General features: G+C 67.2%; 28 protein-coding genes. 21 read left to right on the forward strand and 7 right to left on the reverse strand.

The genetic code is table 11. From position 1 onward, the window contains the following. Nucleotides 1-113: 113 nt before the first annotated feature. Nucleotides 114-1,082: a protein-methionine-sulfoxide reductase catalytic subunit MsrP gene (gene msrP, locus ACUTAG_RS22510; protein WP_024068100.1), complete on the forward strand. Its 969-nt coding sequence runs from the start codon at nucleotides 114-116 to the stop codon at nucleotides 1,080-1,082. Further along, entirely contained in the window at nucleotides 1,079-1,732 is a 654-nt protein-coding gene (gene msrQ, locus ACUTAG_RS22515; protein WP_058207261.1) for a protein-methionine-sulfoxide reductase heme-binding subunit MsrQ, read from the forward strand. The genes msrP and msrQ overlap by 4 nt, the downstream gene beginning before the upstream one ends. A gap of 54 nt (nucleotides 1,733-1,786) precedes the next feature. Here the strand turns inward: msrQ and ACUTAG_RS22520 are convergent, their stop codons facing one another. The 3 genes from ACUTAG_RS22520 to ACUTAG_RS22530 are packed head-to-tail and all read right to left on the reverse strand — an operon-like array spanning nucleotide 1,787 to nucleotide 3,884. Beyond that, on the reverse strand, nucleotides 1,787-2,578 hold the full coding sequence (locus ACUTAG_RS22520; protein WP_370445591.1) for an N-acetylmuramoyl-L-alanine amidase: 792 nt from the start codon (nucleotides 2,576-2,578) through the stop codon (nucleotides 1,787-1,789). Beyond that, nucleotides 2,575-3,285, reverse strand: a complete 711-nt coding sequence (locus ACUTAG_RS22525) for an SAM-dependent methyltransferase (RefSeq protein WP_020924700.1) — start codon at nucleotides 3,283-3,285, stop codon at nucleotides 2,575-2,577. The genes ACUTAG_RS22520 and ACUTAG_RS22525 overlap by 4 nt, the downstream gene beginning before the upstream one ends. Next, nucleotides 3,282-3,884 (reverse strand): Maf-like protein, encoded by a 603-nt coding sequence (locus ACUTAG_RS22530; RefSeq protein ID WP_024068102.1) that lies wholly within the window; start codon nucleotides 3,882-3,884, stop codon nucleotides 3,282-3,284. Before ACUTAG_RS22530 ends, ACUTAG_RS22525 begins: the two co-directional genes overlap by 4 nt. Before the next feature lie 140 nt (nucleotides 3,885-4,024). Between ACUTAG_RS22530 and ACUTAG_RS22535 the strand changes: the two genes are divergently transcribed. The 19 genes from ACUTAG_RS22535 (at nucleotide 4,025) to ACUTAG_RS22625 (ending at nucleotide 21,000) form a co-directional block, all read left to right on the forward strand. After that, on the forward strand, nucleotides 4,025-4,681 hold the full coding sequence (locus ACUTAG_RS22535) for a YceD family protein (RefSeq protein ID WP_024068103.1): 657 nt from the start codon (nucleotides 4,025-4,027) through the stop codon (nucleotides 4,679-4,681). Between the two features lie 52 nt (nucleotides 4,682-4,733). Further along, on the forward strand, nucleotides 4,734-4,916 hold the full coding sequence (gene rpmF, locus ACUTAG_RS22540) for a 50S ribosomal protein L32 (protein WP_006389284.1): 183 nt from the start codon (nucleotides 4,734-4,736) through the stop codon (nucleotides 4,914-4,916). 59 nt (nucleotides 4,917-4,975) lie between these two features. Further along, nucleotides 4,976-6,043, forward strand: a complete 1,068-nt coding sequence (gene plsX, locus ACUTAG_RS22545; RefSeq protein WP_026382573.1) for a phosphate acyltransferase PlsX — start codon at nucleotides 4,976-4,978, stop codon at nucleotides 6,041-6,043. Then, the gene (locus ACUTAG_RS22550) at nucleotides 6,043-7,029 is read left to right on the forward strand and encodes a beta-ketoacyl-ACP synthase III (protein WP_020924696.1); all 987 of its coding nucleotides are present in this window, start codon (nucleotides 6,043-6,045) and stop codon (nucleotides 7,027-7,029) included. The genes plsX and ACUTAG_RS22550 overlap by 1 nt, the downstream gene beginning before the upstream one ends. Before the next feature lie 89 nt (nucleotides 7,030-7,118). Then, nucleotides 7,119-8,054, forward strand: a complete 936-nt coding sequence (gene fabD / locus ACUTAG_RS22555; protein ID WP_026382572.1) for an ACP S-malonyltransferase — start codon at nucleotides 7,119-7,121, stop codon at nucleotides 8,052-8,054. Nucleotides 8,055-8,058: 4 nt separating this feature from the next. Beyond that, a complete protein-coding gene (fabG, locus tag ACUTAG_RS22560; RefSeq protein WP_024068104.1) occupies nucleotides 8,059-8,811 on the forward strand; it encodes a 3-oxoacyl-ACP reductase FabG in 753 nt (250 codons plus the stop codon). 216 nt (nucleotides 8,812-9,027) lie between these two features. Continuing rightward, on the forward strand, nucleotides 9,028-9,267 hold the full coding sequence (acpP, locus tag ACUTAG_RS22565; RefSeq protein WP_005012191.1) for an acyl carrier protein: 240 nt from the start codon (nucleotides 9,028-9,030) through the stop codon (nucleotides 9,265-9,267). 189 nt (nucleotides 9,268-9,456) lie between these two features. Next, the gene (gene fabF / locus ACUTAG_RS22570; RefSeq protein ID WP_020924694.1) at nucleotides 9,457-10,686 is read left to right on the forward strand and encodes a beta-ketoacyl-ACP synthase II; all 1,230 of its coding nucleotides are present in this window, start codon (nucleotides 9,457-9,459) and stop codon (nucleotides 10,684-10,686) included. Between the two features lies 1 nt (nucleotide 10,687). Beyond that, nucleotides 10,688-11,182 carry a hypothetical protein gene (locus ACUTAG_RS22575; RefSeq protein WP_148316427.1) on the forward strand — a complete coding sequence of 165 codons (495 nt, stop codon included), beginning with the start codon at nucleotides 10,688-10,690 and terminating at the stop codon, nucleotides 11,180-11,182. Then, the gene (gene rpoE / locus ACUTAG_RS22580; protein ID WP_006389292.1) at nucleotides 11,179-11,778 is read left to right on the forward strand and encodes an RNA polymerase sigma factor RpoE; all 600 of its coding nucleotides are present in this window, start codon (nucleotides 11,179-11,181) and stop codon (nucleotides 11,776-11,778) included. Before ACUTAG_RS22575 ends, rpoE begins: the two co-directional genes overlap by 4 nt. Nucleotides 11,779-11,790: 12 nt before the next feature. Continuing rightward, entirely contained in the window at nucleotides 11,791-12,300 is a 510-nt protein-coding gene (locus ACUTAG_RS22585; protein ID WP_006389293.1) for a sigma-E factor negative regulatory protein, read from the forward strand. Further along, complete coding sequence (locus ACUTAG_RS22590; protein WP_006389294.1) at nucleotides 12,300-13,376, forward strand: MucB/RseB C-terminal domain-containing protein; 1,077 nt, start codon at nucleotides 12,300-12,302, stop codon at nucleotides 13,374-13,376. Before ACUTAG_RS22585 ends, ACUTAG_RS22590 begins: the two co-directional genes overlap by 1 nt. A 109-nt stretch (nucleotides 13,377-13,485) precedes the next feature. After that, nucleotides 13,486-14,907, forward strand: a complete 1,422-nt coding sequence (locus tag ACUTAG_RS22595) for a DegQ family serine endoprotease (protein ID WP_370445592.1) — start codon at nucleotides 13,486-13,488, stop codon at nucleotides 14,905-14,907. A gap of 224 nt (nucleotides 14,908-15,131) precedes the next feature. Then, nucleotides 15,132-16,925, forward strand: a complete 1,794-nt coding sequence (lepA, locus tag ACUTAG_RS22600) for a translation elongation factor 4 (protein WP_006389296.1) — start codon at nucleotides 15,132-15,134, stop codon at nucleotides 16,923-16,925. A gap of 22 nt (nucleotides 16,926-16,947) precedes the next feature. After that, entirely contained in the window at nucleotides 16,948-17,832 is an 885-nt protein-coding gene (lepB, locus tag ACUTAG_RS22605) for a signal peptidase I (RefSeq protein WP_006389297.1), read from the forward strand. A gap of 2 nt (nucleotides 17,833-17,834) precedes the next feature. After that, a complete protein-coding gene (rnc, locus tag ACUTAG_RS22610) occupies nucleotides 17,835-18,596 on the forward strand; it encodes a ribonuclease III (RefSeq protein WP_006389298.1) in 762 nt (253 codons plus the stop codon). Further along, nucleotides 18,593-19,483 (forward strand): GTPase Era, encoded by an 891-nt coding sequence (gene era, locus ACUTAG_RS22615; protein ID WP_006389299.1) that lies wholly within the window; start codon nucleotides 18,593-18,595, stop codon nucleotides 19,481-19,483. Before rnc ends, era begins: the two co-directional genes overlap by 4 nt. Beyond that, entirely contained in the window at nucleotides 19,476-20,063 is a 588-nt protein-coding gene (recO, locus tag ACUTAG_RS22620; RefSeq protein ID WP_026382568.1) for a DNA repair protein RecO, read from the forward strand. The genes era and recO overlap by 8 nt, the downstream gene beginning before the upstream one ends. Before the next feature lie 19 nt (nucleotides 20,064-20,082). Further along, nucleotides 20,083-21,000, forward strand: coding sequence for a LysR substrate-binding domain-containing protein (locus ACUTAG_RS22625; protein WP_020924688.1), 918 nt, complete (start codon nucleotides 20,083-20,085; stop codon nucleotides 20,998-21,000). A 71-nt stretch (nucleotides 21,001-21,071) separates the two neighbouring features. Here ACUTAG_RS22625 and ACUTAG_RS22630 read toward each other — a convergent pair whose 3' ends face one another. The 4 genes from ACUTAG_RS22630 to ACUTAG_RS22645 all read right to left on the reverse strand — a co-directional run bounded on the left by ACUTAG_RS22630 (nucleotide 21,072) and on the right by ACUTAG_RS22645 (nucleotide 25,522). Then, nucleotides 21,072-22,169: a pyridoxal-phosphate dependent enzyme gene (locus tag ACUTAG_RS22630; protein WP_148316429.1), complete on the reverse strand. Its 1,098-nt coding sequence runs from the start codon at nucleotides 22,167-22,169 to the stop codon at nucleotides 21,072-21,074. 3 nt (nucleotides 22,170-22,172) lie between these two features. Further along, nucleotides 22,173-23,150 (reverse strand): succinylglutamate desuccinylase/aspartoacylase domain-containing protein, encoded by a 978-nt coding sequence (locus ACUTAG_RS22635; protein ID WP_112957349.1) that lies wholly within the window; start codon nucleotides 23,148-23,150, stop codon nucleotides 22,173-22,175. Between the two features lie 31 nt (nucleotides 23,151-23,181). After that, nucleotides 23,182-24,144, reverse strand: a complete 963-nt coding sequence (locus ACUTAG_RS22640) for a Bug family tripartite tricarboxylate transporter substrate binding protein (protein ID WP_148316431.1) — start codon at nucleotides 24,142-24,144, stop codon at nucleotides 23,182-23,184. 91 nt (nucleotides 24,145-24,235) lie between these two features. Beyond that, complete coding sequence (locus tag ACUTAG_RS22645) at nucleotides 24,236-25,522, reverse strand: NTP/NDP exchange transporter (protein WP_006389305.1); 1,287 nt, start codon at nucleotides 25,520-25,522, stop codon at nucleotides 24,236-24,238.

The raw sequence follows: 25,522 nt of genomic DNA on the forward strand, positions 1-25,522 counted from the left end.
ATTACCGATCGCCGCCGGCTACGCCGGCGGAATATCATGGGGTCGCGAAACGTCCACGGTTTGAGCGGGGCGGCAGCGACGCGACTCGCCGCGCCGGCCCCCAGGAGATTCCCATGTTGATACGCAAGCCCGATGACATCGTTCCGTCCGAGATCACGACCGAAGCGGTCTGGCGGTCGCGCCGCGACCTGATCCTGCGCGCCGGCGTGACGGCGGCGGGGCTGGGGTTGCCGGGGTGGGCGACGCGCAGCGCCTTCGCCCAGGGCGCCGGTGCCGGCGTCCTGGCGGGCCAGGCCAATGCGGCGTTCAGCGTCATGGACAAACAGACGTCCTTCGCTGATATCACGTCATACAACAACTACTATGAATTCGGGGTCGACAAGGGCGAGCCCGCGGCCAACGCCGGCAAGCTGCAGACCCGGCCCTGGACGGTCAGCGTCGAGGGCGAGGTCGGCAAGCCGCGCACCTTCGATATCGACGAACTGCTCAAGCTCGCGCCGATGGAAGAGCGCGTCTACCGGCTGCGCTGCGTCGAGGGGTGGTCCATGGTGATTCCCTGGGTCGGCTATTCGCTGTCGGCGCTGCTCAAGCAGGTCGAGCCCACCGGCAATGCCAAGTACGTGGAATTCGTGACCGCCGTGCAGCGCGAGAACATGCCGGGCGTGCGCGCCGCCATCCTCGACTGGCCCTACGTCGAAGGGCTGCGCATCGACGAGGCCATGCATCCGCTGGCCATGCTGGTGTTCGGCGTCTACGGCAAGATGCTGCCCAACCAGAACGGCGCGCCGCTGCGGCTGGCCGTGCCCTGGAAATACGGCTTCAAGTCGGGCAAGTCGCTGGTCAAGATCCGTTTGGTGGAAAAGCAGCCGGTATCGTCGTGGATCAAGGCCGCGCCGCAGGAATACGGCTTCTATGCCAACGTCAACCCGACCGTGCCGCATCCGCGCTGGAGCCAGGCCACCGAGCGCCGCATCGGCGAGGACGGCCTGTTCTCGCCCAAGCGCAAGACCTTGATGTTCAACGGTTATGCCGAGCAGGTCGCGTCGCTCTACCAGGGCATGGACCTGAAGGCCAACTATTGAAGCCGCCGGTGGCCGATGGCGCGGCCGCGGCCGCGGCGTGCAAGCCGCAATGGTCGGCGCGGGCCGTGGGGCGCGCCAAGCCCTGGCTGTTCCTGTTGGGCCTGGCGCCGTTCGCGCGCTGGATCTGGCTGGGTTTTTCCAACGGCCTGACCGCCAACCCGGTTGAATTCCTGACCCGTTCGTCGGGCACCTGGACGCTGGTGTGCCTGCTCGTGACGCTGGCGATCACGCCCTTGCGGCGCTTGACCGGGCAGCCGGCGCTGGTGCGCGTGCGCCGCATGTGCGGCCTGTTCGCCTTCTTCTATGGCGCCATGCACTTCATGGCCTGGGTCTGGTGGGACCGTGGTCTCGATCCCGTCGCCATGCTGCAGGATATTGGCGAGCGGCCCTTCATCACGGTGGGCTTCGCCGCTTTCGTGCTGATGGCGGCGCTGGCGGCCACCTCCACCCAGTGGGCCATGCGCAAGCTGGGCAGGCGCTGGCAGCAATTGCATCGCGCCATCTATCTCATCGGCCTGCTGGCGGTGTTGCATTACTGGTGGCACAAGGCCGGCAAGAACGACCTGTCGCAGCCGATCCTCTATGCCTCGGTGCTGGCGCTGCTGCTGGGGTGGCGGCTGGTCGCCTGGTGGCGCCGCCGCCCGGGGTGAACCCATCTCGTCGGGCGTGCCGTGTCTTTCGCGGTCACCGCCCGGGGCGTCGGGCTACAGCATGGCAAGCATGATCGCCGCGGTCTCCGCGTCGGGCTGGCCGTCGTGCAGGGCGGGCCGATAGTGCATCTGGAAGGCCGCCAGCACATTGATGGTGGCGCGGTCCAGGGTGCCGGTTTGCGGGCTGGTGTAGCCCAGGCGTTGCAGTTGCTGCTGGAACCAGGCCACGTCGGGCGTGCCCTGGGCCTGCAGCCGTGCCAGGTGCGCGGCGGCGCCGGCTTCGTCGTACCAGCGGCCGATGCCCGCCGCGGCCAGTTGCTTCCAGGGGAACAGCGGGCCGGGATCGACCTTGCGCTGGGGCGCGATATCGCTGTGGCCGACCACGTTCCGGGGCGCGATGCCGTGGCGCTGGATGATGTCGCGCAGCAGGATGGTCAGCGCCCGGATCTGGCGGTCGCCGTAGGCATGCCATTGCGGTTTGCCGTCATCGCCGTCGGTCCAGCCGGGGTTGACGATCTCGATGCCGACCGACGTGCTGTTCATGGCGTTCAGGCCGTACCAGGCGCTTTCGCCGGCGTGCCAGGCGGCGCGGGACTCATCGACCAGCCGGTAGGCGCGGCCGGGCGTATCGATCAGGTAATGGGCGCTGACCTTGCCCTGCGACAGCAGCTTCATCGACAGCGCGTCGTCGGTCGAGGTGTAGTGCAGGACCACGAAGCGCACCCGGCTGCTCTGGCTGGCCGCGGTGATGGAGGTGTCCAGGTCCAGGCCCGCGGGGCCGCGCTGGGCGCAACCGGCCAGGGCCGCCAGGGCCAGCAATACCGCTGCAGATCGGATCATCGTCAGCGCGCCAGGTACAGGAACAGGGTGGGCATCTTGTCCAGCTGCGGGGCGGGCTGCTTCTTCCAGTCGGCGATGGTGCGGGTGACGATCCATTCGTCGGCGGTGGTCAGCGCGCGCGCCACGCACAGCTTGGTGTCGCCCTTCAGGCTGGCCAGCAATGTGGCGAACATGGCGGCGTTGCGGTAGGGGGTCTCGATCAGCAGTTGCGTCTGGTTGTGCCGCGCGGAGTGCTGTTCCCACGCCTTGAGCTGCCTGGCGCGCTCGCCGGCGTCCACCGGCGCGTAGCCGTGGAAGGCGAAGCGCTGGCCGTCCAGCCCGCTGGCCATCAGGCCCAGCAGGATGGAGGAGGGGCCGACCCAGGGTTTGACGGTGATGCCGAGCCGGTGGGCGGCGTCCACCACCTTGGCGCCAGGGTCGGCGACCGCCGGGCAGCCGGCCTCGGATACCAGGCCGATGTCGGCGCCGCGGCGCACCGGCTCGAGCCAGGCGCCGATCTGGGCGGCGTCGGTCTTGTCGCTCAGGGTATGGATGGTGATTTCCTGCAGCGGCCGGGTGGTGCCGACCTGCTTGAGGAAGGCCCGCGCCGTCTTGGCGTTTTCGGCGATATAGGTGTCCAGGCTGCCGGCCCGCTCGCGCGCGTCGGCGGGCAGCCAGCTTTCGGGGGCGGCGTCGCCCAGCCCCACGGGAATCAGGTGCAGCGAGCCACTCATGCGGCCGCTCCGGGCGCGGTCAGGGGGTCCAGGCCGAAGCCGGCCAGCATCCGGGTCAGGGCGATCAGCGGCAGGCCGATGATGGCGGTGGGGTCATCGCTCTGGATGCTCTCCATCAGGGCGATGCCCAGGCTTTCCGCCTTGGCGCTGCCTGCGGTATCGTAGGGTTCCTCGGCGCGTAGGTAGGCGTCGATGGCCTGGTCGCTCAGGCGCCGGAATCTGCACCGCGTCACGATATCGGCTTTTTCCACTCGGAGGCCGTCAGTCACCGCCAACGCGCTGTGAAATTCCACGATCTGCCCGGAAAGTGCGCGCAATTGCGCCTGGGCGCGCGTAAAATCGCCAGGCTTGCCAATGGGTTGGCCGTCCACCGTGGCAACCTGATCCGACCCGATGACGACGCTGCCGGGGTGCCCGCCGGCCACCGCCATGGCCTTGGCCACCGACAGGCGCAGCGCCAGCGCTTCGGGTGATTCGCCTTGCTGTGGCGTTTCGTCCACATCGGGCGAAATGGCGGTGAAGGGCAGGCGCAGGCGGGTGAGCAGTTCTTTGCGGTAGCGCGAGCTGGAGGCGAGGATCAGGCTGGGTTGTGAGGGCATTCGATATTTGACGCTGGGACGTAAGTCACAGTATTATCTAACGTTTTGCGGCATTTTTGCAGGGCAGCATGACTTTTGGGCGGGGCGCACCCCGCGTCAGTCATCGGTTTGGCGCCCTGGGATGGCCGCGAATGCACGGGATGTGCGGGTTGTGCGCGAATGCGCATTTCCGGCGGCCTCGTGCGAAAGGACAGAACATCAAGCCCATCGACGCATTCGCATTCGCCCATTCGGGCAAGGAAGCGCAAGGCACCATACCTCTTGTGCGGTTGACGCGCGCGGTTGACGGACTTCCCGAGCAACCGGCGGGTGAGGCCGGCCTTGTGACGTGGTCCGTGCGCGGCGAGATGGGCAAGGCCGGGCTGCTGCAAGGTCAGCCGCTCCTGCGCATACATGTGCGGGCGAATCCGGTCGTGGTGTGTCAGCGGTGCAATGAGCCGTTCGCCTATCCGGTGGACAGCGAGGTCCTGCTGCAACTGGTCAAGTCCGAAGCCGACCTCGACGACGGCTTTGCCTCCGGCGATCACGCCGCGGGTTTCGACGACGAGGACGAGGACGGCGAGGCAGGAAACGCAGGAAATGGTTTTGTGTCCAACCAGCCTGAAAAGGTGGTGGGTTCGCATCACTTCGATCTGTTGGCCCAGATCGAGGATGAGCTCATTCTGAGCGTTCCGTATGTGCCCAAGCATGATGTATGCCCGGGCGCGCAGGCCAAGGACAGCGAGGCTTCCCAAGAGCCCGTTGTCAAGCGTCCGTCGCCGTTTGCGGTGCTGGAACAACTGAAGCACAAAGATTGAGATCAACATCGGGCCGCATCGCGTACAATGCGCCCCGTTTCTAGGAGTCATCATGGCCGTTCAACAAAACAAGAAGTCCCCGTCCAAGCGCGGTATGCACCGCTCGCACGATTTTCTGGTGAATCCGTCGACCGCGATCGAACCCACCACGGGCGAAACGCACCTGCGTCACCACATCAGCCCCAACGGCTTCTACCGTGGCCGCAAGGTCCTGAAGACCAAGGCCGACGAATAAGGCCCCCGGGCCGAACTCGTACTCGGACCATTTCGGCTGAGCGCTGATACCTGGCACCCGTGATACGCATCGCCATAGACTGTATGGGCGGAGACTTCGGTCTGCCCGTCACGATTCCGGCTGCGATCGAGTTCGCCCGGCAATTTCCGGACACCCGGCTGTTGCTGGTCGGGCTTCCGGACGCTATCGAAGCGGCGCTCTCCGAGCATCGCGGCGTCGAGCGTGATCGCTTCGAGATCGTGGCGGCTTCCGAAGTCGTCACCATGGACGACCCGGTCGAGGTCGCCCTGCGCCGCAAAAAAGACTCCTCCATGCGCCTGGCCGCCCAGTCCGTCAAGGACGGGCGCGCCGACGCCTGCGTTTCCGCCGGCAACACCGGCGCATGGATGGCCATTTCCCGCTATGTGCTCAAGACGCTGGACGGCATAGACCGCCCCGCGATCGCCACGTCCATTCCGAACCAGACGGGCCGCGCCACCACGGTGCTGGACCTGGGCGCGAACGTGGACTGCACGGCCGAGCACCTGCTGCAATTCGCCATCATGGGCGCCGCGCTGTCGCAGGCGGTGGACCATCGCGACAGCCCCACTGTGGGGCTGCTCAACATCGGCGAAGAAGTCATCAAGGGCAACGAGGTCGTCAAGGAAGCCGCCGAGCTCCTGCGCGCTAGCCCGCTGAACTTCTACGGCAACGTGGAAGGCAATGACATTTTCAAGGGCACGGTCGACGTCGTCGTCTGCGACGGTTTCGTCGGCAACGTCGTGCTCAAGTCCGTGGAAGGCCTGGCCAAGATGTTGTCCAGCGTCATCCGCGAAGAGTTCAAACGCAACCTGATCACGCTGCTGGTCGGCGCCCTGGCCAAGCCGGTGCTCAACCGCCTGCGCAATCGCGTCGATAACCGTCGCTACAACGGCGCGGCGCTGCTGGGCTTGCGTGGCGTGGTCATCAAGAGCCACGGTTCGGCCGATGCCTACGCTTTCGGCTTCGCCTTGCAACGGGCCCGCGAGGCCGTGGTGAGTAAACTGCTGGAGCGCACCGCTCAGACGGTGGCGCAGATCAACCAGCGCGTCCAGTCGGCTTCGGGGGTTTCGGCGCTCGAACCGGGCGCGGCTGGGGACACCGCTTGATGGATACCGCAATGAAATATTCCGCGATCGCGGGCACCGGCAGCTTCCTGCCGGAACGCGTGGTTTCGAATGACGCCCTGGCGGCCGAACTGGCGACGCGCGATATCGCCACGTCCGACGAGTGGATCGTCGAACGCACCGGCATCCGGCAGCGCCACCTGGCCGAGCGCGGCGTGACCACCAGCCAGTTGGCCACCGAGGCCGCGCGCCGCGCGTTGGCCGATGCCGGTGTCGACGCGTCCGAGGTCGATCTGATCGTGCTGGCCACCTCCACGCCCGATTTCGTGTTCCCCAGCACCGCCTGCCTGGTGCAGGCCAACCTGGGCGCCAAGGGCTCCGCGGCCTTCGACGTGCAGGCCGTGTGCAGCGGTTTCGTCTACGCCCTGACCACCGCCGACAGCTTCATCCGCGCCGGCCGCGCGCGTTGCGCGCTGGTGATCGGCGCCGAAGTGTTTTCGCGCATCCTCGACTGGAACGACCGCAGCACCTGCGTGCTGTTCGGCGACGGCGCCGGCGCGGTGGTGCTCAAGGCTTCCGACAAGCCCGGCATCATGGCCGCGCAGCTGCATGCCGATGGCAGCCAGATGAAGATCCTCAGCGCCGCGGGCAACGTGGCCTATGGTGACGTCACCGGCGATCCGTTCCTGCGCATGGACGGCCAGGCGGTGTTCAAGCAGGCCGTCACGGTGCTGGACCGCTCGGCCCGTGATACTTGCGCGGAAGCCGGGATCGAGATCGCCGATGTCGATTGGTTGATCCCGCACCAGGCCAACGTCCGCATCCTGAATTTCCTGGCGCGCAAGCTTGCCGTGCCGGTCGAGAAGGTTGTCATCACCGTCGACAGCCACGCCAACACCTCCGCGGCCAGCGTGCCGCTGGCGCTGGACGCCGCGCGCCGTGATGGCCGCGTCAAGGCAGGCCAATTGGTCCTGATGCAGGGCGTGGGCGGCGGATTCACCTGGGGTTCGGTACTGGCCCGCATGTAAGGGCGAGTCCGGCATGGCGCGGAGTGCCGCGCCTGCCGGATGGCACGCTCGACATTCCACAGACTCAGAATCAATCCACACGGTCAATCATGAAAATCGCTTTTGTCTTCCCCGGCCAGGGTTCGCAAGCAGTCGGCATGCTCGATGCCTGGGCCGACGTCGCTGCCGTGACCGACACCGTGGCGCGCGCCTCGCAGGCGCTGGGCCAGGACCTGGGCGCGCTGATCGCGCAGGGCCCCACCGAACAGCTCAACCTGACCACCAACACCCAGCCCGCCATGCTGACGGCCGGTGCCGCGTTCTTCGCGGCTTGGCGCGCGGCGGGCGGCCGTAACCCCGATGTCGTCGCTGGCCACAGTCTGGGCGAGTACGCCGCGCTGACGGCCGCCGGCTCGCTGGCGCTCGAAGATGCCGTGCGCCTGGTGCGCGTGCGCGCCGACGCCATGCAGGCCGCCGTGCCGGTCGGCACTGGCGCCATGGCCGCCATCCTCGGCCTGGACGATGACGCCGTGCGCGCTGCCTGCGCCTCGGCGGCCCAGGGTGAAGTGGTCGAAGCGGTCAACTTCAATGCGCCGGCGCAAGTCGTGATCGCCGGCCACAAGGCCGCCGTCGAGCGCGCCTGCGAGCTGGCCAAGGCCGCCGGCGCCAAGCGCGCGCTGCTGCTGCCGGTGTCGGCGCCGTTCCATTCCAGCCTGCTCAAGCCCGCCGCCGACGTGCTGGCCGGCGCGCTGGCCGCGGTGACGGTGGCGGCGCCGCAGATGCCCGTCATCAACAACGTCGATGTCGCCGCCCCGACCGAACCCGGGGCAATCCGGGATGCGCTGGTGCGCCAGGCGTGGCATCCTGTGCGTTGGGTCGAAACGCTGCGCGCCATGAAGGCCCAGGGAGTGACCCACGTCATCGAGTGCGGTCCGGGCAAGGTCCTGACCGGCCTGACCAAGCGTATCGACCCCGAGCTCACCGGCCTGGCCATCACGGATCCGGCCTCGCTCGAAGCCGCGCTGGCCGCGGTCAACGGAAACTAAGACCATGGAAAACACCTCGATCGAACTGCAGGGCAAGATCGCCCTGGTCACGGGCGCCACGCGCGGCATTGGCCGCGCCATTGCGCAGGAACTGGCCGCGCGCGGCGCGGTTGTCATCGGCACCGCCACGTCGGAATCCGGCGCTGCCGCCATCACCGAGGCGCTGGCCCCGTTCGGCGGCCGTGGCGTGGTGCTGGACGTGACCAATGCCGAAGCCTGCGACGCCTTGATCGACGCGCTCGGCAAAGAAGGCGGTGGCCCCCATATCCTCGTCAATAATGCAGGCATCACCCGCGATACGCTGGCAATGCGCATGAAAGACGACGATTGGTCCGCCGTCATCGACACCAACCTGGCGTCGGTTTTCCGCCTCTCGCGCGCGGTGCTGCGCAACATGATGAAGGCCCGCTGGGGACGCATCATCAACGTCACCTCCGTGGTAGGCTCGAGCGGCAATCCCGGCCAGGCCAACTACGCCGCGGCCAAGGCCGGCGTGGCGGGCATGTCGCGCGCGCTGGCGCGTGAGCTGGGCAGCCGCAACATCACCGTCAATTGCGTGGCGCCCGGCTTCATCGATACCGACATGACGCGCGCCCTGGGCGAGAGCCAGACGGCGGCGCTACTGCAGCAGATTCCGCTGGGCCGCCTGGGTTCGCCGACGGATATCGCCCATGCGGTGGCCTTTTTGTCCGGGCCGCAGGCGGGTTACATTACCGGCACCACCCTGCACGTCAACGGCGGGATGTACATGCAATAAGTCACGAAGCGCGTGGGCGGCCCAGGCCGCCGCGCCGCAGCCGGGCTTTCCGGCGCGGGGCAACGCGCGCTTCATCCGGAAACGCCGCATATCGGCACTCCTGCGCCCCGTGGGCGACAGATCAAAGTGTGCGGTGTTATTTTTGTCACGGCCTGGCGTTTGCAGTACTCTGCGCTTGGCTATAATTCGCGGGATTTTTCCCATTTGGAGATCTGCATGGAAAGCATCGAACAGCGCGTCAAGAAGATCGTCGCTGAACAACTTGGCGTGAACGAAGCCGAGATCAAGAACGAATCCTCCTTCCTTGACGACCTCGGTGCCGATTCGCTCGACATGGTCGAACTGGTCATGGCGCTCGAAGACGAATTCGAGACCGAGATCCCCGACGAAGAGGCCGAAAAGATCACGACCGTGCAACAAGCGATTGATTACATCAATTCGAACGGTAAGCAGTAAGCTCAGCCTATATCCTTCCGGTTGCCCCGAATTCGATTTCGGCGCCAACCGGGAACCGGGGCGGTTTCAGGAATTTGCCGTGTGGTCCACGCGCGGGAAGGGCATTGACGCCCGACCCGCTGTTGCGTGTGCCGCACGCGCAGTGCATCCCGAAAACCGCCTTTCTTTTGTCTGTTTGAGGAGTCATCCGTGAAGCGACGAGTCGTCATCACTGGCCTTGGTATCGTGTCGCCTGTCGGCAACGACCTGACCACCGCTTGGGACAATATCGTCAACGGACGTTCTGGCATCAGCCGCATCACCCGTTTCGATCCCTCGGCCATCACCACCCACATCGCCGGCGAAGTCAAGGACTTCGACATCAGCGCCTATATCTCGGCCAAGGAAGCCCGCCAGATGGATACCTTCATCCATTACGGCCTGGCTGCCGGGATGCAGGCCTGGCGCGACAGCGGCCTGGAAGTCACCGAAGCCAACGCCGAACGCATCGGCGTGATCGTCGGCTCGGGCATCGGCGGCCTGCCGCGCATCGAGGAAACCCAGGTCGAATACATGGCCAAGGGTCCGCGCCGCATCTCGCCGTTCTTCGTGCCGGGTTCGCTGATCAACCTGATCTCCGGCCATCTGTCCATCGCCTACGGCATGAAGGGCCCCAGCTACGCCGTCGTATCGGCCTGCACCACGGGCCTGCACTGCATCGGCGACGCGGCCCGCCTGATCGAGTACGGCGATGCCGACGTCATGGTGGCTGGTGGCGCCGAATCGACCGTGTCGCCGCTGGGCATCGGCGGTTTCGCCGCGATGCGCGCGCTGTCGACGCGCAACGATGATCCTCAGACGGCCTCGCGTCCCTGGGACCGCGACCGCGACGGCTTCGTGCTGGGCGAGGGCGCGGGCGTGCTGGTGCTGGAAGAATACGAACACGCCAAGAAGCGTGGCGCGCGCATCTATGGCGAGTTCGCGGGCTACGGCATGAGCTCCGATGCGCATCACATCACGGCTCCCGACAAGGACGGCCCGCGCCGCGGCGTGCTCAACGCGCTGCGCAACGGCGGCCTGAACCTGGAAGACGTCCAGTACGTCAACGCGCACGGCACCTCGACGCCCCTGGGCGACAAGAACGAAACCGATGCGCTGAAGCTGGCTTTCGGCGACCACGCCAAGAAGCTGGTGGTGAACTCGACCAAGTCCATGACCGGCCACCTGCTCGGCGCCGCCGGCGGCATCGAGGCCGTGTTCACGACGCTGGCCGTCTACAACCAGGTCTCGCCTCCGACCATCAACATCTTCAACCAGGATCCGGAATGCGACCTGGACTACTGCGCCAACGAGGCGCGGCAGATGAAGATCGATGTCGGCCTGTCCAACTCCTTCGGCTTCGGCGGCACCAACGGCTCCATGGCCGTTCGCCGGATCTGATTTGGAAGGCCCGGGCAAGGGGCGCTGGACGTTTGGCGTGCCTGTCCTGCGGCCGCGCGGCGTCGCGGCGTTGCCAGTCCTGGGGCTGGCCGCCGCGGTGGCCAGCATCGTGACCGCGGCTTTCTGGCACGGCACGGCCTGGCTGGTCGGCGCCGCACTGGCCGCATTGCTGTTGGCGGCGGGGCTGTTACACTCGATCCGTTTCAGCCCGTCCCCGGTATCGGCTTTGCGCACGGCAGCCGGGGCTGGCCGCTGGCAGGTACGCCTGCCGGGCGGCTGGCGGGAAGCGTCGCTGGTGGATCAGCGACGCGGACCGGCATGGCTCACTCTCACCCTGCAGCCCTTGCCCTCCGGGAGTATGGCCTTTAACGACCAACAAGTAACTTTTACCGTCTGGCAGACGGCCTTGCCGGCCGACGGCTGGCGGCGCCTGTGCCTATTGGCTGGCGCGGCGCGGCGCGAGCCTGCGGCGGTGCGCTTGCGGGAGGCTCCATGAGCGAGCGCGAAGTCGACGCCGAGCTTGTCGCCCGTGTCCAGCGCGGCGACAAGAAAGCGTTCGATCTGCTGGTGCTCAAATACCAGCGCAAGATCCTGCGCCTGCTGGCTCGCATGATCCGCGATCCGGCCGAGATCGAGGACGTGGCCCAGGAAGCGTTCATCAAGGCCTATCGGGCCCTGCCCCAGTTCCGGGGCGAGAGCGCGTTCTATACCTGGTTGTATCGTATCGCCATCAATACGGCCCGAAATTGGCTCGCCTCGCAGGGGCGGCGGCCGAGCGCGCCCAACGCGATAGAAACGGAAGACGGTGAAACTTTTAACGAAACCGACAACCTAACCGATATAAGCACGCCGGAGTCGATGGTTGCCAGCCGCGAGATCGCCGAGACGGTGAACGCGGCCATCGAGGAATTGCCCGAGGAACTGCGCACCGCAATCGTCCTGCGTGAAATCGAAGGTATGAGTTACGAAGACATCGCCCAGAGCATGGACTGCCCCATTGGTACGGTGCGCTCCCGCATTTTCCGTGCGCGAGAGGCCATCGCGACCAAGTTGCGCCCATTGCTAGGCACCGATGCCGAGCGTCGCTGGTAAGGAGTGGCAGTCATGCAGACTACAGCAGCCAAGTCCGTCGTTTCCTCGGAGTCCTCCTGGGAGGAATCCGTTTCCGCCTGGATGGACGGAGAAGAAACCGACGATATTCTTCCCGGCCTGTTGACCCGCGAGGGGCGGCAGACCTGGGATACCTATCACCTCATTGGTGATGCCCTGCGCAACAGTGATCTGGCGCTGACGCCCAGCGCCAGTTTCCATGCCCGCCTGTCGCGCGCGCTGGATGCCGAGCTGCCGATCGTGGCCGCGCCGCGGCGCCGCTCGCCGCTGCGCCTGGGCCTGTCCGGCCTGGCGGTGGCGGCCGCGGTCGCCACGGTGGCCTGGGTGGCCCAGCCCTACCTGGCGGGCGGCAATCCGGGCGCTGAAACCCGCGTGCTGGCCGACGCCAGCCTGGGCAGCTCCACCGACACTTCGGGCCTGAGCGACTACCTGGAGGCCCATCGCCAGATGGCCGGCCCCAGCGCGGTGCGCCAGGTGTCGTTCGATGTCGGAGCGGGGCGCTGATGGCCCTTGTGCTTCCGACCCGTTGGCCGGTGCTGGGAAGGGCTGCCTCGTGGCAGGCCCACCGCGCCGGCTGGTTCGCCGCTACGCTTCTGACCGCTTTTCTGGCCGCGCATGACCCCGCGCGCGCCGCCGACGCCGCTCCCGCCCAGCAGGGCGATGACGTGGTCCAATTGCTCTCGCGCATCCAGCAGGCTGCGCGCAAGCAGGACTACGCCGGCGTATTCATGTATCAGCAGGGCGAGACGATCCAGTCGTCGCGCCTGGTGCACGTCGTCGACGGCACCGGCGAGCGCGAGCGCCTCGAGATCCTCGATGGCCAGCCGCGCGAATACCTGCGCCACAACGAAGACGTGCAGTGCCTGATTCCCGAGCGCAAAACGGTGTTGCTCGAACGCCGCCGCGGCGATCGCTTCCCTGGGCTGCTGCTGGGCGATCCCGCCAACCTGACCGAACACTACAAGATCCGCACCGAGTCGGCGCTGCACCGCGTCGCCGGGCGCGAATGCCGGTTGATCACTATCGAACCGCTGGACAAGTTGCGCTATGGCTATCGCCTCTGTGCCGATGTCGAAACCAATCTGCTGCTGAAGGCCCAGACCCTCAATGCCGCCCGCGGCGTGGTCGAGCAGGTGTCGTTCACGTCCCTGCGCCTGGGAGCCGACGTCGACCCGCAATCGCTGTCGTCGCGCTGGAACACGCGCGACTGGCGCGTGCTCGAGCCTTCGATGAAGTCCGTGGACCTGAGCGCCCAGGGTTGGCGCATCCCGGCGCCCAAGGGCTTTGTGGTGGTCATGCAGGTGGCGCGCTCGATGGGGCGCGGCGCGACGGTCAACCAGATGGTGCTGTCGGATGGACTGGCGGCCATTTCGGTGTTCATCGAGCCTTACGACAGCCAGCGCGGCCATCATCCTCCGCCTGGCGCGGCGCAGCGCGGTTCCATTACCGTGTATGGCACGCGCATCGCCGACTACTGGCTGACGGCCGTGGGCGAAGTGCCCGTGGCGACGCTGGAACAATTGGCGGAAGCGACCGAATACGTACCCGTGACGAACGCTCCGGCGGCCGATTCCAAGTGAAGCGCGGCCGCCGCGGCAAGAAGTGATTTCGGAGCAACATATGAAAGCATTGATGGTGTCGAACCCCGGTCTGCGCCGCTTCCTGGCGGCCGCGACGGCGGGGCTCCTGATGTCGGCCGCGTTCGCGCCCGTCTCCCTGGCGCAGGCCCCGGCGGCCGACACGCCGACTCCGACGGTGGCGCTGCCTGACTTCACCAGCATCATCGAGAAGGCCGATCCGGCGGTCGTGAACATCCGCACCACGGCGACGGTGCCGATCCGCGGAGTGGGCCCGGGCGGCAATGATCCCGCCGAGCTGTTCCGCTGGTTCTTCGGCCCCGATTTCCAGCCGCCGGGCCAGGCGCCCGGTCCGCGCCAGCGTCCGCAGCCGCAGCAACCCGAGGAGCGTACCGTGCCGCGTGGCGTGGGCTCGGGTTTCTTCATCTCGGATGACGGCTACATCATGACCAACAACCACGTGGTCAGCGACGCAACCGACATCTACGTCACCCTCACCGACGGCCGCGAGTTCAAGGCCAAGGTCATCGGCACCGACGAGCGCACCGACGTGGCGCTGATCAAGATCGAAGCCAAGGACATGACGCCGCTGGTGATCGGCGATCCCAAGAAGCTCAAGAAGGGCCAGTGGGTGCTGGCGATCGGCTCGCCGTTCGGCCTGGATTCCACCGTCACGTCGGGTATCGTCAGCGCCATCGGCCGCGATACGGGCGAATACCTGCCGTTCATCCAGACGGACGTGGCGGTCAACCCGGGCAATTCGGGCGGTCCGCTGATCAACCTGGCGGGCGAGGTGGTGGGCATCAACTCCCAGATCATCTCGCGCAGCGGCGGCTTCATGGGTATTTCGCTGGCCATCCCGATCGACGAGGCGATGCGGGTGGTGGACCAGCTGCGCGCCACCGGCAAGGTCACGCGCGGCCGCGTGGGCGTCCAGATCGGCGAAGTGGGCAAGGACGTGGCCGAGGCCATCGGGCTGCCCAAGGCCGAAGGCGCCCTGGTGAGCAGTGTCGAGGTCGATGGTCCGGCCGAACAGGCCGGCGTGCAGCCGGGCGACGTGATCCTGACCTTCAACAAGGAACCGATCAAGCGCTGGACCGATCTGCCCCGCATCGTCGGTGAAACCAAGCCGGGCACGCGCGCCGACATGGAAGTGTGGCGCAAGGGCAAGAAGATGACCCTGTCGGTCAAGGTGGGCGAGATTCCCGTGGACAAGGCAGTGCCGGGCAAGAAGGGCGCGACGCCCGCGCCGGAAGTCACCAATGCGCTGGGTCTTGGCGTGGTGGACGTGCCCGCCGACGTGCAGAAGAAGCTGCGTATCAAGGGCGGCGTGCAGGTCAAGGTCGCCGAAGGCGCGGCCGCCAAGGCCGGGCTGCAGGAAGGCGATATTGTGTTGGCTCTGAACGACACCGACGTCACCGGCGCCAAACAGTTCGCGGAGCTGGTCGGCAAGCTGGACAAGGGCCGCGCGGTCGGTCTGCTGGTACGCCGCGGCGAGCAGACCCAGTGGGTGGCGGTGCCCGCAAGCAAATAAGGCCCAAGACCGGCTAAAATGGCTGGTTGCCGCAAGAGGGGGCGCCTGGCGCCCCCTCGTTTTTGCCCGTGCCGCCGTCGATCGCGGGCGGGCAGGGCGGCCGGGCGGCGCGACCGCGGGCATCCGCCCTTGACGCGCCAGCCGCAACCCTGTCAGCCGTGCCTACCCTGGTGGCGGCGTCTTCCGGCAGTTTGCCGAATGTTCCGTCCCTTTTAAACTCAAGCATGCAGCATATTCGCAACTTCTCCATCATTGCCCACATCGATCACGGCAAATCGACCCTGGCCGATCGCCTGATCCAGCGCTGCGGCGGATTGGCGGATCGCGAAATGTCGGCCCAGGTGCTCGACTCCATGGAGATCGAGCGTGAGCGCGGCATTACCATCAAGGCCCAGACGGCCGCCCTGCACTACAAGGCGCAGGACGGCAAGATCTACAACCTGAACCTGATCGACACCCCGGGGCACGTCGACTTCTCGTACGAAGTCAGCCGCTCGCTCTCCGCCTGCGAGGGCGCGCTGCTGGTGGTTGACGCCTCGCAGGGCGTCGAAGCGCAGACCGTGGCCAACTGCTACACCGCCATCGAGCTGGGCGTGGAAGTGCTGCCGGTGCTGAACAAGATGGACCTGCCGCAGGCCGATCCGGACGGCGCGCGCCAGGAGGTCGAGGACGTCATCGGCATTGACGCCTCGCAGGCGGTGCTGGCCAGCGCCAAGACCGGCATGGGCATCGACGAGATCCTCGAGGCCATCGTGGCGCGCGTGCCGGCTCCCCAGGGCGATCCCGAGGCGCCGCTGCAGGCGCTGATCATCGATTCGTGGTTCGACAACTACGTGGGCGTGGTGATGCTGGTGCGCATCGTCAACGGCATGCTCAAGCCCAAGGACAAGATCCTGCTGATGGCTTCCGGCGCCACCCACCTGTGCGAGCAGACCGGGGTGTTCACGCCCAAGTCGCAGCAGCGTCCGCACCTGTCGGCAGGCGAGGTGGGCTTCATCATCGCCGGCATCAAGCAACTCGAGGACGCCAAGGTGGGCGACACCGTGACGCTCGCGAGCAAGCCTGCGGCCGCGCCGCTGCCCGGCTTCAAGGAAGTCAAGCCGCAGGTGTTCGCCGGCCTCTACCCGGTCGAAAGCTCCGAATACGACCAGCTGCGCGATTCGCTCGAGAAGCTCAAGCTGAACGACGCCGCGCTGATGTTCGAGCCCGAAGTGTCGCAGGCGTTGGGCTTTGGCTTTCGCTGCGGCTTCCTCGGCCTGCTGCACATGGAGATCGTGCAGGAGCGCCTGGAGCGCGAGTTCGACATGGACATCATCACCACCGCGCCGTCGGTGGTGTACGAGGTCGAGCAGCGCGATGGTTCGGTGATCACCGTCGAAAGCCCATCGCGCATGCCGGAAATCGGCAAGATCGCCGATATCCGCGAGCCGATCGTGAAGGTCACGCTGTTCATGCCGCAGGACTACGTCGGTCCCGTGATGACGCTATGCAACAACAAGCGCGGCGTGCAGATCAACATGAGCTATCACGGCCGCCAGGTGCACCTGGTGTACGAGATCCCGCTGGCCGAGATCGTGCTGGACTTCTTCGACAAGCTCAAGTCGGTGTCGCGCGGCTATGCCTCGATGGACTATGAGTTCCTCGAATACCGCTCGGCCGACGTGGTGCGGGTGGACCTGCTGATCAACAACGACCGCGTCGACGCGCTGGCCGTGATCGTCCACCGCAGCAACGCCCGCCACCGCGCGCGCGACGTGGTGACGCGCATGCGCGGCCTGATTCCGCGGCAGATGTTCGACGTGGTGATCCAGGCCGCCATCGGCGCCGAAATCATCGCCCGCGAGAACGTCAAGGCGCTGCGCAAGAACGTGCTGGCCAAGTGCTATGGCGGCGACATCTCGCGCAAGAAGAAGCTGCTGGAAAAGCAGAAGGCGGGCAAGAAGCGCATGAAGCAGGTCGGTACCGTGGAAATTCCGCAAGAGGCCTTCCTGGCCATCCTGCAGGTGGAAGACAAATAGAACCCGAGAAGGCGGTTAGCTGATGAGTTGGAACTTTGCCCTGATCCTGTTTGTTCTGCTGGTGCTGACCGGCATTATCTGGGCGCTCGATCTGGCCGTATTGCGGCGCGGCCGCGAGCGCCGGGCGCAAGAGGCGATGGCGCAGTACGACGCGGCGCTGATCGGCGATTCGCAAGAAGCCGAGCGCCTGCGGCGCGAGGCCGGCGACAAGGCCCGTCGCGTGCCGTGGTGGATCGAATACGCGGTCAGCTTCTTCCCCGTGATCCTGTTCGTGTTCGTGCTGCGATCGTTCGTGGTGGAACCGTTCCGCATTCCGTCGGGTTCGATGCTGCCGACGCTGCAATCCGGCGATCTGATCCTGGTGAACAAGTTCAGCTACGGCCTGCGCCTTCCGGTCATCGACAAGAAGGTGGTCGATATCGGCAAGCCGCAGCGCGGCGACGTGTTCGTGTTCCGCTACCCGGTGGACCCGGACGTCGACTACATCAAGCGCGTGGTGGGCCTGCCAGGCGACGAAGTGGCGTACATCGACAAAAAGCTGTACGTGAACGGCCAATTGGTGACGCATGTGCGGGATGGCGATTATTTCGAACCCGACCGTGTCTCTTATATCGCACAATATAAAGAAAAATTAGGCGAAGTTAGCCACAATATCCTGCTTGATGAAGGCAGGCCGCAGGAATATCGCCCGCAATACCAATTTCCCAACCTCGGGAACTGCCAATATTCCCGCGATGGGGTACGCTGCAAAGTACCGGAGGGGCAATACTTCGCCATGGGCGATAATCGGGACAACAGCGCCGACAGCCGATACTGGGGTTTCGTGCCGGAATCCAATATCGTCGGAAAGGCGTTCTTCATCTGGATGAATTTCAGCGATCTCAGCCGCATCGGCCGGTTCAACTGATTATGTCGCTAGCCACGCTAGAAAACCGGCTGGATCACCACTTCGGTGACCCAGCACTGCTTGAACAGGCGCTGACCCACCGCAGCCACGGTGCGCGCCACAACGAGCGCCTGGAGTTCCTCGGGGATTCCGTGCTCAACTTCGTCGTCGCGGCGATGCTGTTCGAGCGTTATTCGAAAATCGACGAGGGAGACCTGTCGCGCCTGCGCGCCAATCTGGTCAAGCAGGCCTCGTTGGCGGATATCGCCCAGCGCCTGGAACTGTCCCAATACCTGCGCCTGGGCGAAGGTGAATTGAAGAGCGGCGGTTTCCGTCGTCCGTCGATCCTGGCCGACACGGTCGAGGCCCTGTTCGGCGCCGTGTTCCTGGACGCCGGTTTCGATGCCGCCCGCCGCGTGATCGTGCGCCAGTACCAGCCGGTGCTGGCCTCGGTCGATCCCAAGACCCTGGGCAAGGACGCCAAGACCTTGCTGCAGGAATTCCTGCAAGGCCGCAAGCTGGCCTTGCCCGTGTACACCGTGGTGGCCACGCATGGCGCGGCCCACAGCCAGCAGTTCGAGGTCGAATGCGCCATTCCGGCGCTCGAGATCAAGGTGAACGCGCCCGGCGCCAGCCGCCGCGCGGCCGAGCAGTCGGCCGCCAAGCTGGCGCTGGAGGCGGCGCAGGCCATCAGCCCGGCGTCCAAGGCCGCCCGCAAGTCGGGCAAGGCGCGCAAGACCGCGCAGTTGTCGCTGCCCGTGGCAGTGTCCCAAGAGACTAAATGAGCGATACCCCTTTCCGTACCGGTTTCGTGGCCATCGTGGGCCGCCCCAACGTGGGCAAGTCCACGCTGACGAACGCGTTGATCGGTTCCAAGATTTCCATCGTGTCGCGCAAGGCGCAGACCACGCGCCACCGCATCCACGGGGTGCTGACGCGCGACCACGAGCAGTTCGTGTTCGTCGATACGCCGGGCTTCCAGACGCGTCATGGCGGCGCCATGAACCGCATGATGAACCGCGTGGTGACGCAGGCGCTGGCCGACGTCGACGTGGTGGTGCACGTGGTCGAGGCTGGCAAGTGGTCGGAGGGCGACGCCAAGCTGCTGCCGTTGCTGCCGGCGCCGGAGCGCACCATCCTGGCCGTCAGCAAGATCGACGCGCTCAAGAACCGCGATGAATTGTTCGCCTTCGTCTCGAAAATCATGGCGCTGCATCCGTTCGGCGCCGTGGTGCCGGTCAGCGCCACCAAGAACCAGCAGCTCGACCAGCTGCTGCAGGAAATCGCCGCGCGCCTGCCGGAAGGCGAGCCGATGTTCGAGGAAGACACCCTGACCGACCGGCCGATGCGCTTCATCGCGGCCGAATTGGTGCGCGAGAAGATCTTCCGCCTGGTGGGCGACGAACTGCCCTACGGCTGTACGGTCGTGATCGAGCAATGGGAAGAGACCGACAAGGGCGCGCGCATCGCCGCCTGCGTCGTGGTGGAGCGCGACAGCCACAAGCCCATCCTGCTGGGCACCGGCGGCATGCACATGAAACGCATCGCCTCCGAGGCGCGGCAGGACATCGCCAAGCTGCTGGACAAGCCGGTGCACCTGGAGATCTACATCAAGGTGCGCAAGGGCTGGTCCGACCGCGAGAGTGCGCTGCGCGACCTGGGCTATGAGTAGACGGGCGCCTCGCGTCCAGGACCGCCCGGGATACATGCTCCACGCCACGGCGTGGCGCGAGACGTCCCTCATCGTTCAGACTTTCTCGCGCGACCACGGCTGTGTGGCCATGGTCGCCAAGGGCGCCAAGCGCCCGTATTCCGTGCTGCGTCCGGTGCTGTCGGCGTTCCAGCCGCTGCTGCTGTCCTGGACCGGCAACGGCGAGGTCAAGACCCTGACCCGCGCCGAGATCATGGGCGTGCGCGCCCTGAACGGCACCGCCCTGATGTCGGCTTGGTACATGAATGAACTGTTGCTGCGGCTGTTGCCGCGCGAAGACGCCCATCCCCTGCTGTTCGACGCCTACGACATGGCCTTGCAGCAGTTGTCGGGCGGCACGCGCGCGGCCGGCGCCTTGCGCCGCTTCGAATGGACGCTGCTGCGCGAAACCGGCTATGGCGTGGACGAGGCCGAGCCCGACTTCGACGACCCCGTCATCGAGCCGGCGCTGCGCCGCGATCTGCGCGAGCGGCTGGCCGAGAACCTGGCGGGCCGGCCCCTGGCCACGCGCCGGGTGCTGATGGATCTGCAACGCATCTGAACCCGCGGCGCGCCCGGCCATGACCTTCACGCTCAAACAGGTCGAGACTTTCCGCACCGTCTATGAAACGGAGAGCGTCACCGCCGCGGCCCGGCGCCTGGATGTGTCGCCGGCCACCGTCAGCGCCACCCTGGCCGCGCTCGAAGCCGCGATTGAACTGCGCCTGTTCGAACGCGTGCGCCAGCGCATGCAGCGCACCCCCGAGGCCACGCTGCTGTACGAGGAAATCCGCCGCCTGAACGTGGGCCTGGAAACCCTGGGCCGCAAGATCCGCGCCATCCGCGGCGCGGCCCAGCCGCGCCTGCGCATCGGCTGTATCCATGCCTACAGCGGCGCGATCGTCAGCGACGCGATCACGCGTTTTCGCCAGCGCTATCCCGATACGCCGCTGTACCTGCAGATCCGCGATTCGAATACCTTGCGCGACATGGTGGTATCGGGCGAGCTGGACCTGGCCGCGGTCGCCGATGAGTCCGAACTCGAAGGCCTGCGCGGCCATCGCCTGGCAAGCCTGCGGGCGGTGGCGGTATTTCCCGATGGGCATCCCCTGGCGCGTCTGCAGCAGGTCGGCCTGGCCCAACTGGCCGAAGCCGATGTGATTGCGCTCAATGCGGAGGACGCCTCGCGCCAGCGCCTGGACGCGCTGTTGCTGCAGGCCGGCCTGGGGCTGAAGATCGCGATCGAGACGCCGTATTCGAGCACCGTGTGCCACCTGGCGCTGGCGGGACACGGCGTCGGCATCGCCAACCCCGCCACGGCCGTGGGCCTGGAGGCCGCGGGGCTGTGCCACCGGCCGCTGGCGGCGCCGGTGCATTTCGAATGCCACATGATCGTGCATGGCAGCCGGCCATTGTCGGAAGCCGGCAAGTTCTGGGCGACCTGCCTGCGCGCGGCCCTGGCGCCTTTGGTGGAACGCTACGGGCTCAAGCGCGGCTGAGGCCGAAGAGCGATCGCAGGCCCGGGAGGCGGCCGATCCGGCGCGACGGGGCCTCGCGCCGGCCTTGGCGGTCAGCCGCGGCGGCCGTCGGACGTCAGGATCAGCACCACCGACGATTCGGCGTCCAGTTGGCCGGCGCGCCGCAAGCGCGTGACCGCCGCCAGCGCCGCCGCCGACGACAGTTCGGTGGCCACCCCCATGCGTTCCAACCGCTGCTGCGCCTGGGCGGCGGCGGCGTCGGAGACTTCGACCGGCGAGCCGCCCGAGCGCTTCAGCGCTTCCAGCGATTGCAGCGTGACGGTGCCGCCGGCGATCGAGTACTGGTCGGTCGCGCCTTCCCACAGGCCGCGCGCGTCGCCGGTGCTGCGCGCCCGCGACAGGCGGGCATAGGGCTCGACCGCGTGCAGCCGCGGCAGCCGCGGGATGCGGCCGGCGCGCAGCAGGTGCTGCCAACCCAGCAGGATGCCCCACAGCAGGTCGCCGCGCGCGGTCGGCACCACGATATCGGTGGGCAGGCCGCAGGCATCGAGGATTTCCTGGGCAATGGGTTTGTAGCCCTCGACCCCGTACGGATGCGTGCCCACCGGCGGATTCAGGTAATTGGTGCCGGCGAAGGCGCCTTGGTTGCGGCACAGGTCCGCCACGTGCGGCCAGCGCGCCAGGCTGTCGTCGAAGGCCGTGAGGCGGGCGCCGAAGCGCTGCATGGCCTCCCGTTGCAGGGGCGGGCAATTGCGGGTGATGGCAATGTCGGCCTGCAGCCCGGCGGCGGCACAGTAGGCCGCCAGCGACACGCCGGCATTGCCGCTGGAGGCCGCCGCCACGCGTGTGGCGCCGGCCAGGCGCGCGCGCGACACCAGCTGGGCCGCCATGCGGTCCTTGTGGCTGCCGGTGGGATTGGCGCTTTCGCACTTGAGCCACAACCGCCCGACGCCTTCGGCCTGCGCCAGGGACCCGGCCTCCAGGCAGGGCGTGGCGCCCTCGCCAAGGGTGGCCGGAAACCAGACAGGCAGGTCCATGGCATCGCCGGGCGCTGCATCGTAGCGGCATTCCAGCGACGCGGGATGGCCGGCTTCAAGGCAGTGGGGGCAGCCTTCGGGGTAGTCGGCGGGAGGCAGCAGGGCTTCGCAGCGCAGGCAGCGCAGGCCGGACAAGCGGGGATTCATCTGCATGGGTCAGTACAACGAGGCTAGGGAGTCCAGGGAAAGGGCGGGGGCCACCTGCAGCAGGCAGTCGCCGTCGTCGCTGCGGGCGATGGCGCGCAGGCAGACGACGGTGCCGGCCTGCGGGCTGGCCAGGTTGCGCGCGGGCAGGTCGGGCCGCGCCGGTTCGATCAACTGGCCGATGGTCTGGCCCGCCGTCACGGTCTGGCCCAGGTCGACCGCGGGGATGAAGACGCCACTCTCGCGCGCACGCAGGGTGGCGGCGGGGGGCTCCAGGTTGTGCAGTGTGGGGCTGGCCTGGCGCGAGGAAGCGCCGGCCAGCAGGCCGAGTTCCGCCAGGCAGCCGAGCAGGCCGTCGCGGCAGCGTTCGACCAGTGCGCGGGTGGTTTCGCTGCCGCCGCCGATCTCCGCGCTCAGCCGCAGCACGCCCAGGCGACTGGCGGCGGCCGGCAGGGAGCCGCTCTCGGTGCCGCGAAAGAACACGCAATGCGGCAGGCCGAAGGCGCGTGCCAGCGCAGGCACGCGCTCATCGAGCGCATCGTCGCCGTAGCGGGTGATCACCGACGACGGCAGGTAACGCAGCGAGGCGCCGCCGCTGTGCACGTCCACCAGCGCCTGGATGCGCGGCAGCAGCCGTGCTTCCAGCGCGGCCGCCACGCTTTCGGTATAGCCGCGCGCCGGGGCGCCCAGGAAGGCGCGATTGAGGTTGCCGTCATCCGACGGCGACAGGCGGGTGCCGGCCAGCGACGCCTCGGCGTTGGCGGCGGGCAGCAGATAGACCGTGCCGCGTTGCAGGACGCCGGGCAGCAGTTGCCACAGCTGCAGGATGGCTGCCTGGCCTTCCCATTCGTCGCCATGCACACCGGCCATCAGCGCCACGGCGGGGCCGGGCCCGGCCTCGATCTTCAGCACCGGCACCGTGATGCGCCGGTAGGCCGAGGCATTGGTGGCCGCGGCGCAGGTGAAATCCTCTCGGCTTACCTTGGCCATGGCGCGTCTCCGGCGTGGGGGCGGGCCGTCATCAGTCCAGCGTGGTGCCGGCTGCCTTGATGATGTTTTCCCATTTGGGCAGTTCCTTTTGAATCTGGGTCTTGACGTCGGCGGGCGTGCCGCCCAGCGGTTCCTGCGAGCGGCTGCGCAGTTCGCGGGCGACGGCTTCCGAATGCAGCGCCGTGTTCATGGCGGCGTTCAACCGCGCGATGACGGCGGGCGGGGTGCCGGCCGGCGCCACCAGCGCGCTCCAGGCCGATTGCTCGTAGCCCGGGTAGCCCTGCTCGGCCACGGTCGGCACGTCCGGATTGGAGGCGGCGCGGCGCTTGGTGGTTACGGCCAGGGCGCGCAGGCGGCCATCCTTCAGGTTGCCGATGAGGGGGGGCAGGTTCTCCATCATCGAGTCCACGTGGCCGCCCAGCAGGTCGGCCAACTGGGCGGCGGTGGCCTTGTACGGAATCTGGCGCACGGCGGCGCCCGTCTGCGCGATGAACAGCTTGACGCCGACCTCGCTGGTGGTGCCGGGGTCGGCCGAGGTCATGGTCAGCCGGTCGGGCTGGGCGCGGCTGGCGTCGATGAAGCTCTTGAGATCGGGGTACGGCGAGGCTGCGTTGACGACGATGACGTTGGGGGTTTCTGCCACCAATCCGACCGGCGCGATATCGCGGTCCAGGTCGTACAGCTGTTGCTTGAAGAGGTAGCGATGCAGCACCAGCGTGCCGACGTGGGCGTAGCCGATGGTGTATCCATCGGCCGGGGCGCGCACCAGCGCCTGCGTGCCGATGCGGCCCCCGGCGCCGACGCGGTTTTCCACCACCACGGCCTGGCCCAGCACGCGCGCCATCTCCTGGCCGATGAGGCGCGCGGTGATGTCGGCATTGCCGCCGGCGGCGGCGGGCACGATCAAGGTGATCGGACGTTCGGGGTAATCGGCCAGCGCGGGCGCGGCGGTCAGGCTGAGCAACAGGGCGGCAAGGCTGGCAATGCGTGTCATGGCGATTCCCGTAACGTGGATGGGCTGCGCTATTGTGCGGCGGCCGCGAGGGAAATCCGTTCGCCTTGCTCAGATGGATGTTTGGAGAAATCTAATGGCTATCTGGCGCCCGCCGGTCCGCCTGGCGGCCCAATCCATAGCCGAGCGCCGCGGCCGCCAGCGCGCACAGCGCACCCAGCAAGGCAATCAGCGCCACGCCATGGCCGAGCGCGTCGATGCCGGCCTTGACCCAGCCGCTGGCCGCGTCGCCGGCGCGGTAGACGACGGTGTCAATGACGTTCTTGGTCTTGTACTTGTCTTCGGGCGGCACCGCGGTGAACAGCATCTCGCGCCCCGGCTTGACCAGGGCGTATTCCCCCACGCGACGCAGGATCATCGCGCCCGCCAGCACGGCGAACACCGGATGGATCGCCAGTACCAGGAAGGCTAGCGCCATGGCCAGCGGCACCGCCGCCATCAGGAAGCGCACCCCTAGCCGGGCGGCGAGGCGGCTGGTGAGGAACAGTTGCGACAACAGCGACAGCGCCTGGACCGTGAAGTCCAGCGCGGCGAAGACCCGGATGCGCTGCGCCGTGTCGGTGAAGGCGCCGGCCACCAGCCGCGCCTGTTCCATGTAGAGAAAGGTGTTGAGGGTGGCCAGCAGCAGCACCAGCACGGCGACGCCCAGCAGGAAGGGCGATTGGAACACCCGAGCCAGGCCGGCCAGCGTCGCGCCCGCAATCGGCGTCGCCAGTTCGGCGGTGTCGGCCTCGGGGCGAACGGCGGCGCGCCAGCGCAGCAGCCAACGCTTGAGCGGCAGCGTGGCCGTCAGCAGCAGGGCCGACAGCAGCAACAGGCCCGCCGGACCCAGCGCGCCGGCCAACAGGCCGCCGAGCAAGGGGCCGCACAGCCCGCCGGCGCTGGCGCCGGCGGCGATGAAGGCGAACAGGCGCTTGGCCGAGTCCATGCGGAACACGTCGGCCATCAGGCTCCAGCCAAGCGAGACCACGAACAGGTTGAAGACCGACAGCCAGACGTAGAAGCTGCGCGCGGCCCAGACGCTGTCCGGCCGCCAGTGGAACAGTGCAGCGTAGCCGGCCATGGTGACGGCGAAGGCGGCGTAGGCCCACGTCACCAGCGTGGCGCGCGCCACCCGGGCCGACAGCCAGCCGAACAACGGCACCACCGCCAGCATGGCAAGGAAGGTGGCGGTGAAGAGCCACTGCAACTGGTCGACGCCGGCCTGGATGCCCAGCGTCTCGCGGATGGGGCGCAGCATGAAATAGCCGCAGAACAGGCAAAAGAAAAACGCGAAGCCGCAGGCGCCCGCAGGCAGTTCGTCGGGTTGAATCCCCAGCGCTTGCGCCGCCCGCTGGCGCCAGGATCCGGCGGCGCGCAT

Source organism: Achromobacter sp. CSND-B12, from assembly GCF_052906545.1.

Bases quoted from the DNA above. Each gene is read 5' to 3' on its own strand.
- msrP (WP_024068100.1), top strand. From the start codon at position 114: ATGTTGATACGCAAGCCCGATGACATCGTTCCGTCCGAGATCACGACC.
- ACUTAG_RS22525 (WP_020924700.1), bottom strand. From the start codon at position 3,285: ATGAGTGGCTCGCTGCACCTGATTCCCGTGGGGCTGGGCGACGCCGCC.
- ACUTAG_RS22530 (WP_024068102.1), bottom strand. From the start codon at position 3,884: ATGCCCTCACAACCCAGCCTGATCCTCGCCTCCAGCTCGCGCTACCGC.
- ACUTAG_RS22535 (WP_024068103.1), top strand. From the start codon at position 4,025: ATGTGCGGGTTGTGCGCGAATGCGCATTTCCGGCGGCCTCGTGCGAAA.
- rpmF (WP_006389284.1), top strand. From the start codon at position 4,734: ATGGCCGTTCAACAAAACAAGAAGTCCCCGTCCAAGCGCGGTATGCAC.
- ACUTAG_RS22550 (WP_020924696.1), top strand. From the start codon at position 6,043: ATGGATACCGCAATGAAATATTCCGCGATCGCGGGCACCGGCAGCTTC.
- fabD (WP_026382572.1), top strand. From the start codon at position 7,119: ATGAAAATCGCTTTTGTCTTCCCCGGCCAGGGTTCGCAAGCAGTCGGC.
- fabG (WP_024068104.1), top strand. From the start codon at position 8,059: ATGGAAAACACCTCGATCGAACTGCAGGGCAAGATCGCCCTGGTCACG.
- acpP (WP_005012191.1), top strand. From the start codon at position 9,028: ATGGAAAGCATCGAACAGCGCGTCAAGAAGATCGTCGCTGAACAACTT.
- rpoE (WP_006389292.1), top strand. From the start codon at position 11,179: ATGAGCGAGCGCGAAGTCGACGCCGAGCTTGTCGCCCGTGTCCAGCGC.
- ACUTAG_RS22585 (WP_006389293.1), top strand. From the start codon at position 11,791: ATGCAGACTACAGCAGCCAAGTCCGTCGTTTCCTCGGAGTCCTCCTGG.
- ACUTAG_RS22590 (WP_006389294.1), top strand. From the start codon at position 12,300: ATGGCCCTTGTGCTTCCGACCCGTTGGCCGGTGCTGGGAAGGGCTGCC.
- ACUTAG_RS22595 (WP_370445592.1), top strand. From the start codon at position 13,486: ATGTCGGCCGCGTTCGCGCCCGTCTCCCTGGCGCAGGCCCCGGCGGCC.
- lepA (WP_006389296.1), top strand. From the start codon at position 15,132: ATGCAGCATATTCGCAACTTCTCCATCATTGCCCACATCGATCACGGC.
- lepB (WP_006389297.1), top strand. From the start codon at position 16,948: ATGAGTTGGAACTTTGCCCTGATCCTGTTTGTTCTGCTGGTGCTGACC.
- rnc (WP_006389298.1), top strand. From the start codon at position 17,835: ATGTCGCTAGCCACGCTAGAAAACCGGCTGGATCACCACTTCGGTGAC.
- era (WP_006389299.1), top strand. From the start codon at position 18,593: ATGAGCGATACCCCTTTCCGTACCGGTTTCGTGGCCATCGTGGGCCGC.
- recO (WP_026382568.1), top strand. From the start codon at position 19,476: ATGAGTAGACGGGCGCCTCGCGTCCAGGACCGCCCGGGATACATGCTC.
- ACUTAG_RS22625 (WP_020924688.1), top strand. From the start codon at position 20,083: ATGACCTTCACGCTCAAACAGGTCGAGACTTTCCGCACCGTCTATGAA.
- ACUTAG_RS22630 (WP_148316429.1), bottom strand. From the start codon at position 22,169: ATGCAGATGAATCCCCGCTTGTCCGGCCTGCGCTGCCTGCGCTGCGAA.
- ACUTAG_RS22635 (WP_112957349.1), bottom strand. From the start codon at position 23,150: ATGGCCAAGGTAAGCCGAGAGGATTTCACCTGCGCCGCGGCCACCAAT.
- ACUTAG_RS22640 (WP_148316431.1), bottom strand. From the start codon at position 24,144: ATGACACGCATTGCCAGCCTTGCCGCCCTGTTGCTCAGCCTGACCGCC.
- ACUTAG_RS22645 (WP_006389305.1), bottom strand. From the start codon at position 25,522: ATGCGCGCCGCCGGATCCTGGCGCCAGCGGGCGGCGCAAGCGCTGGGG.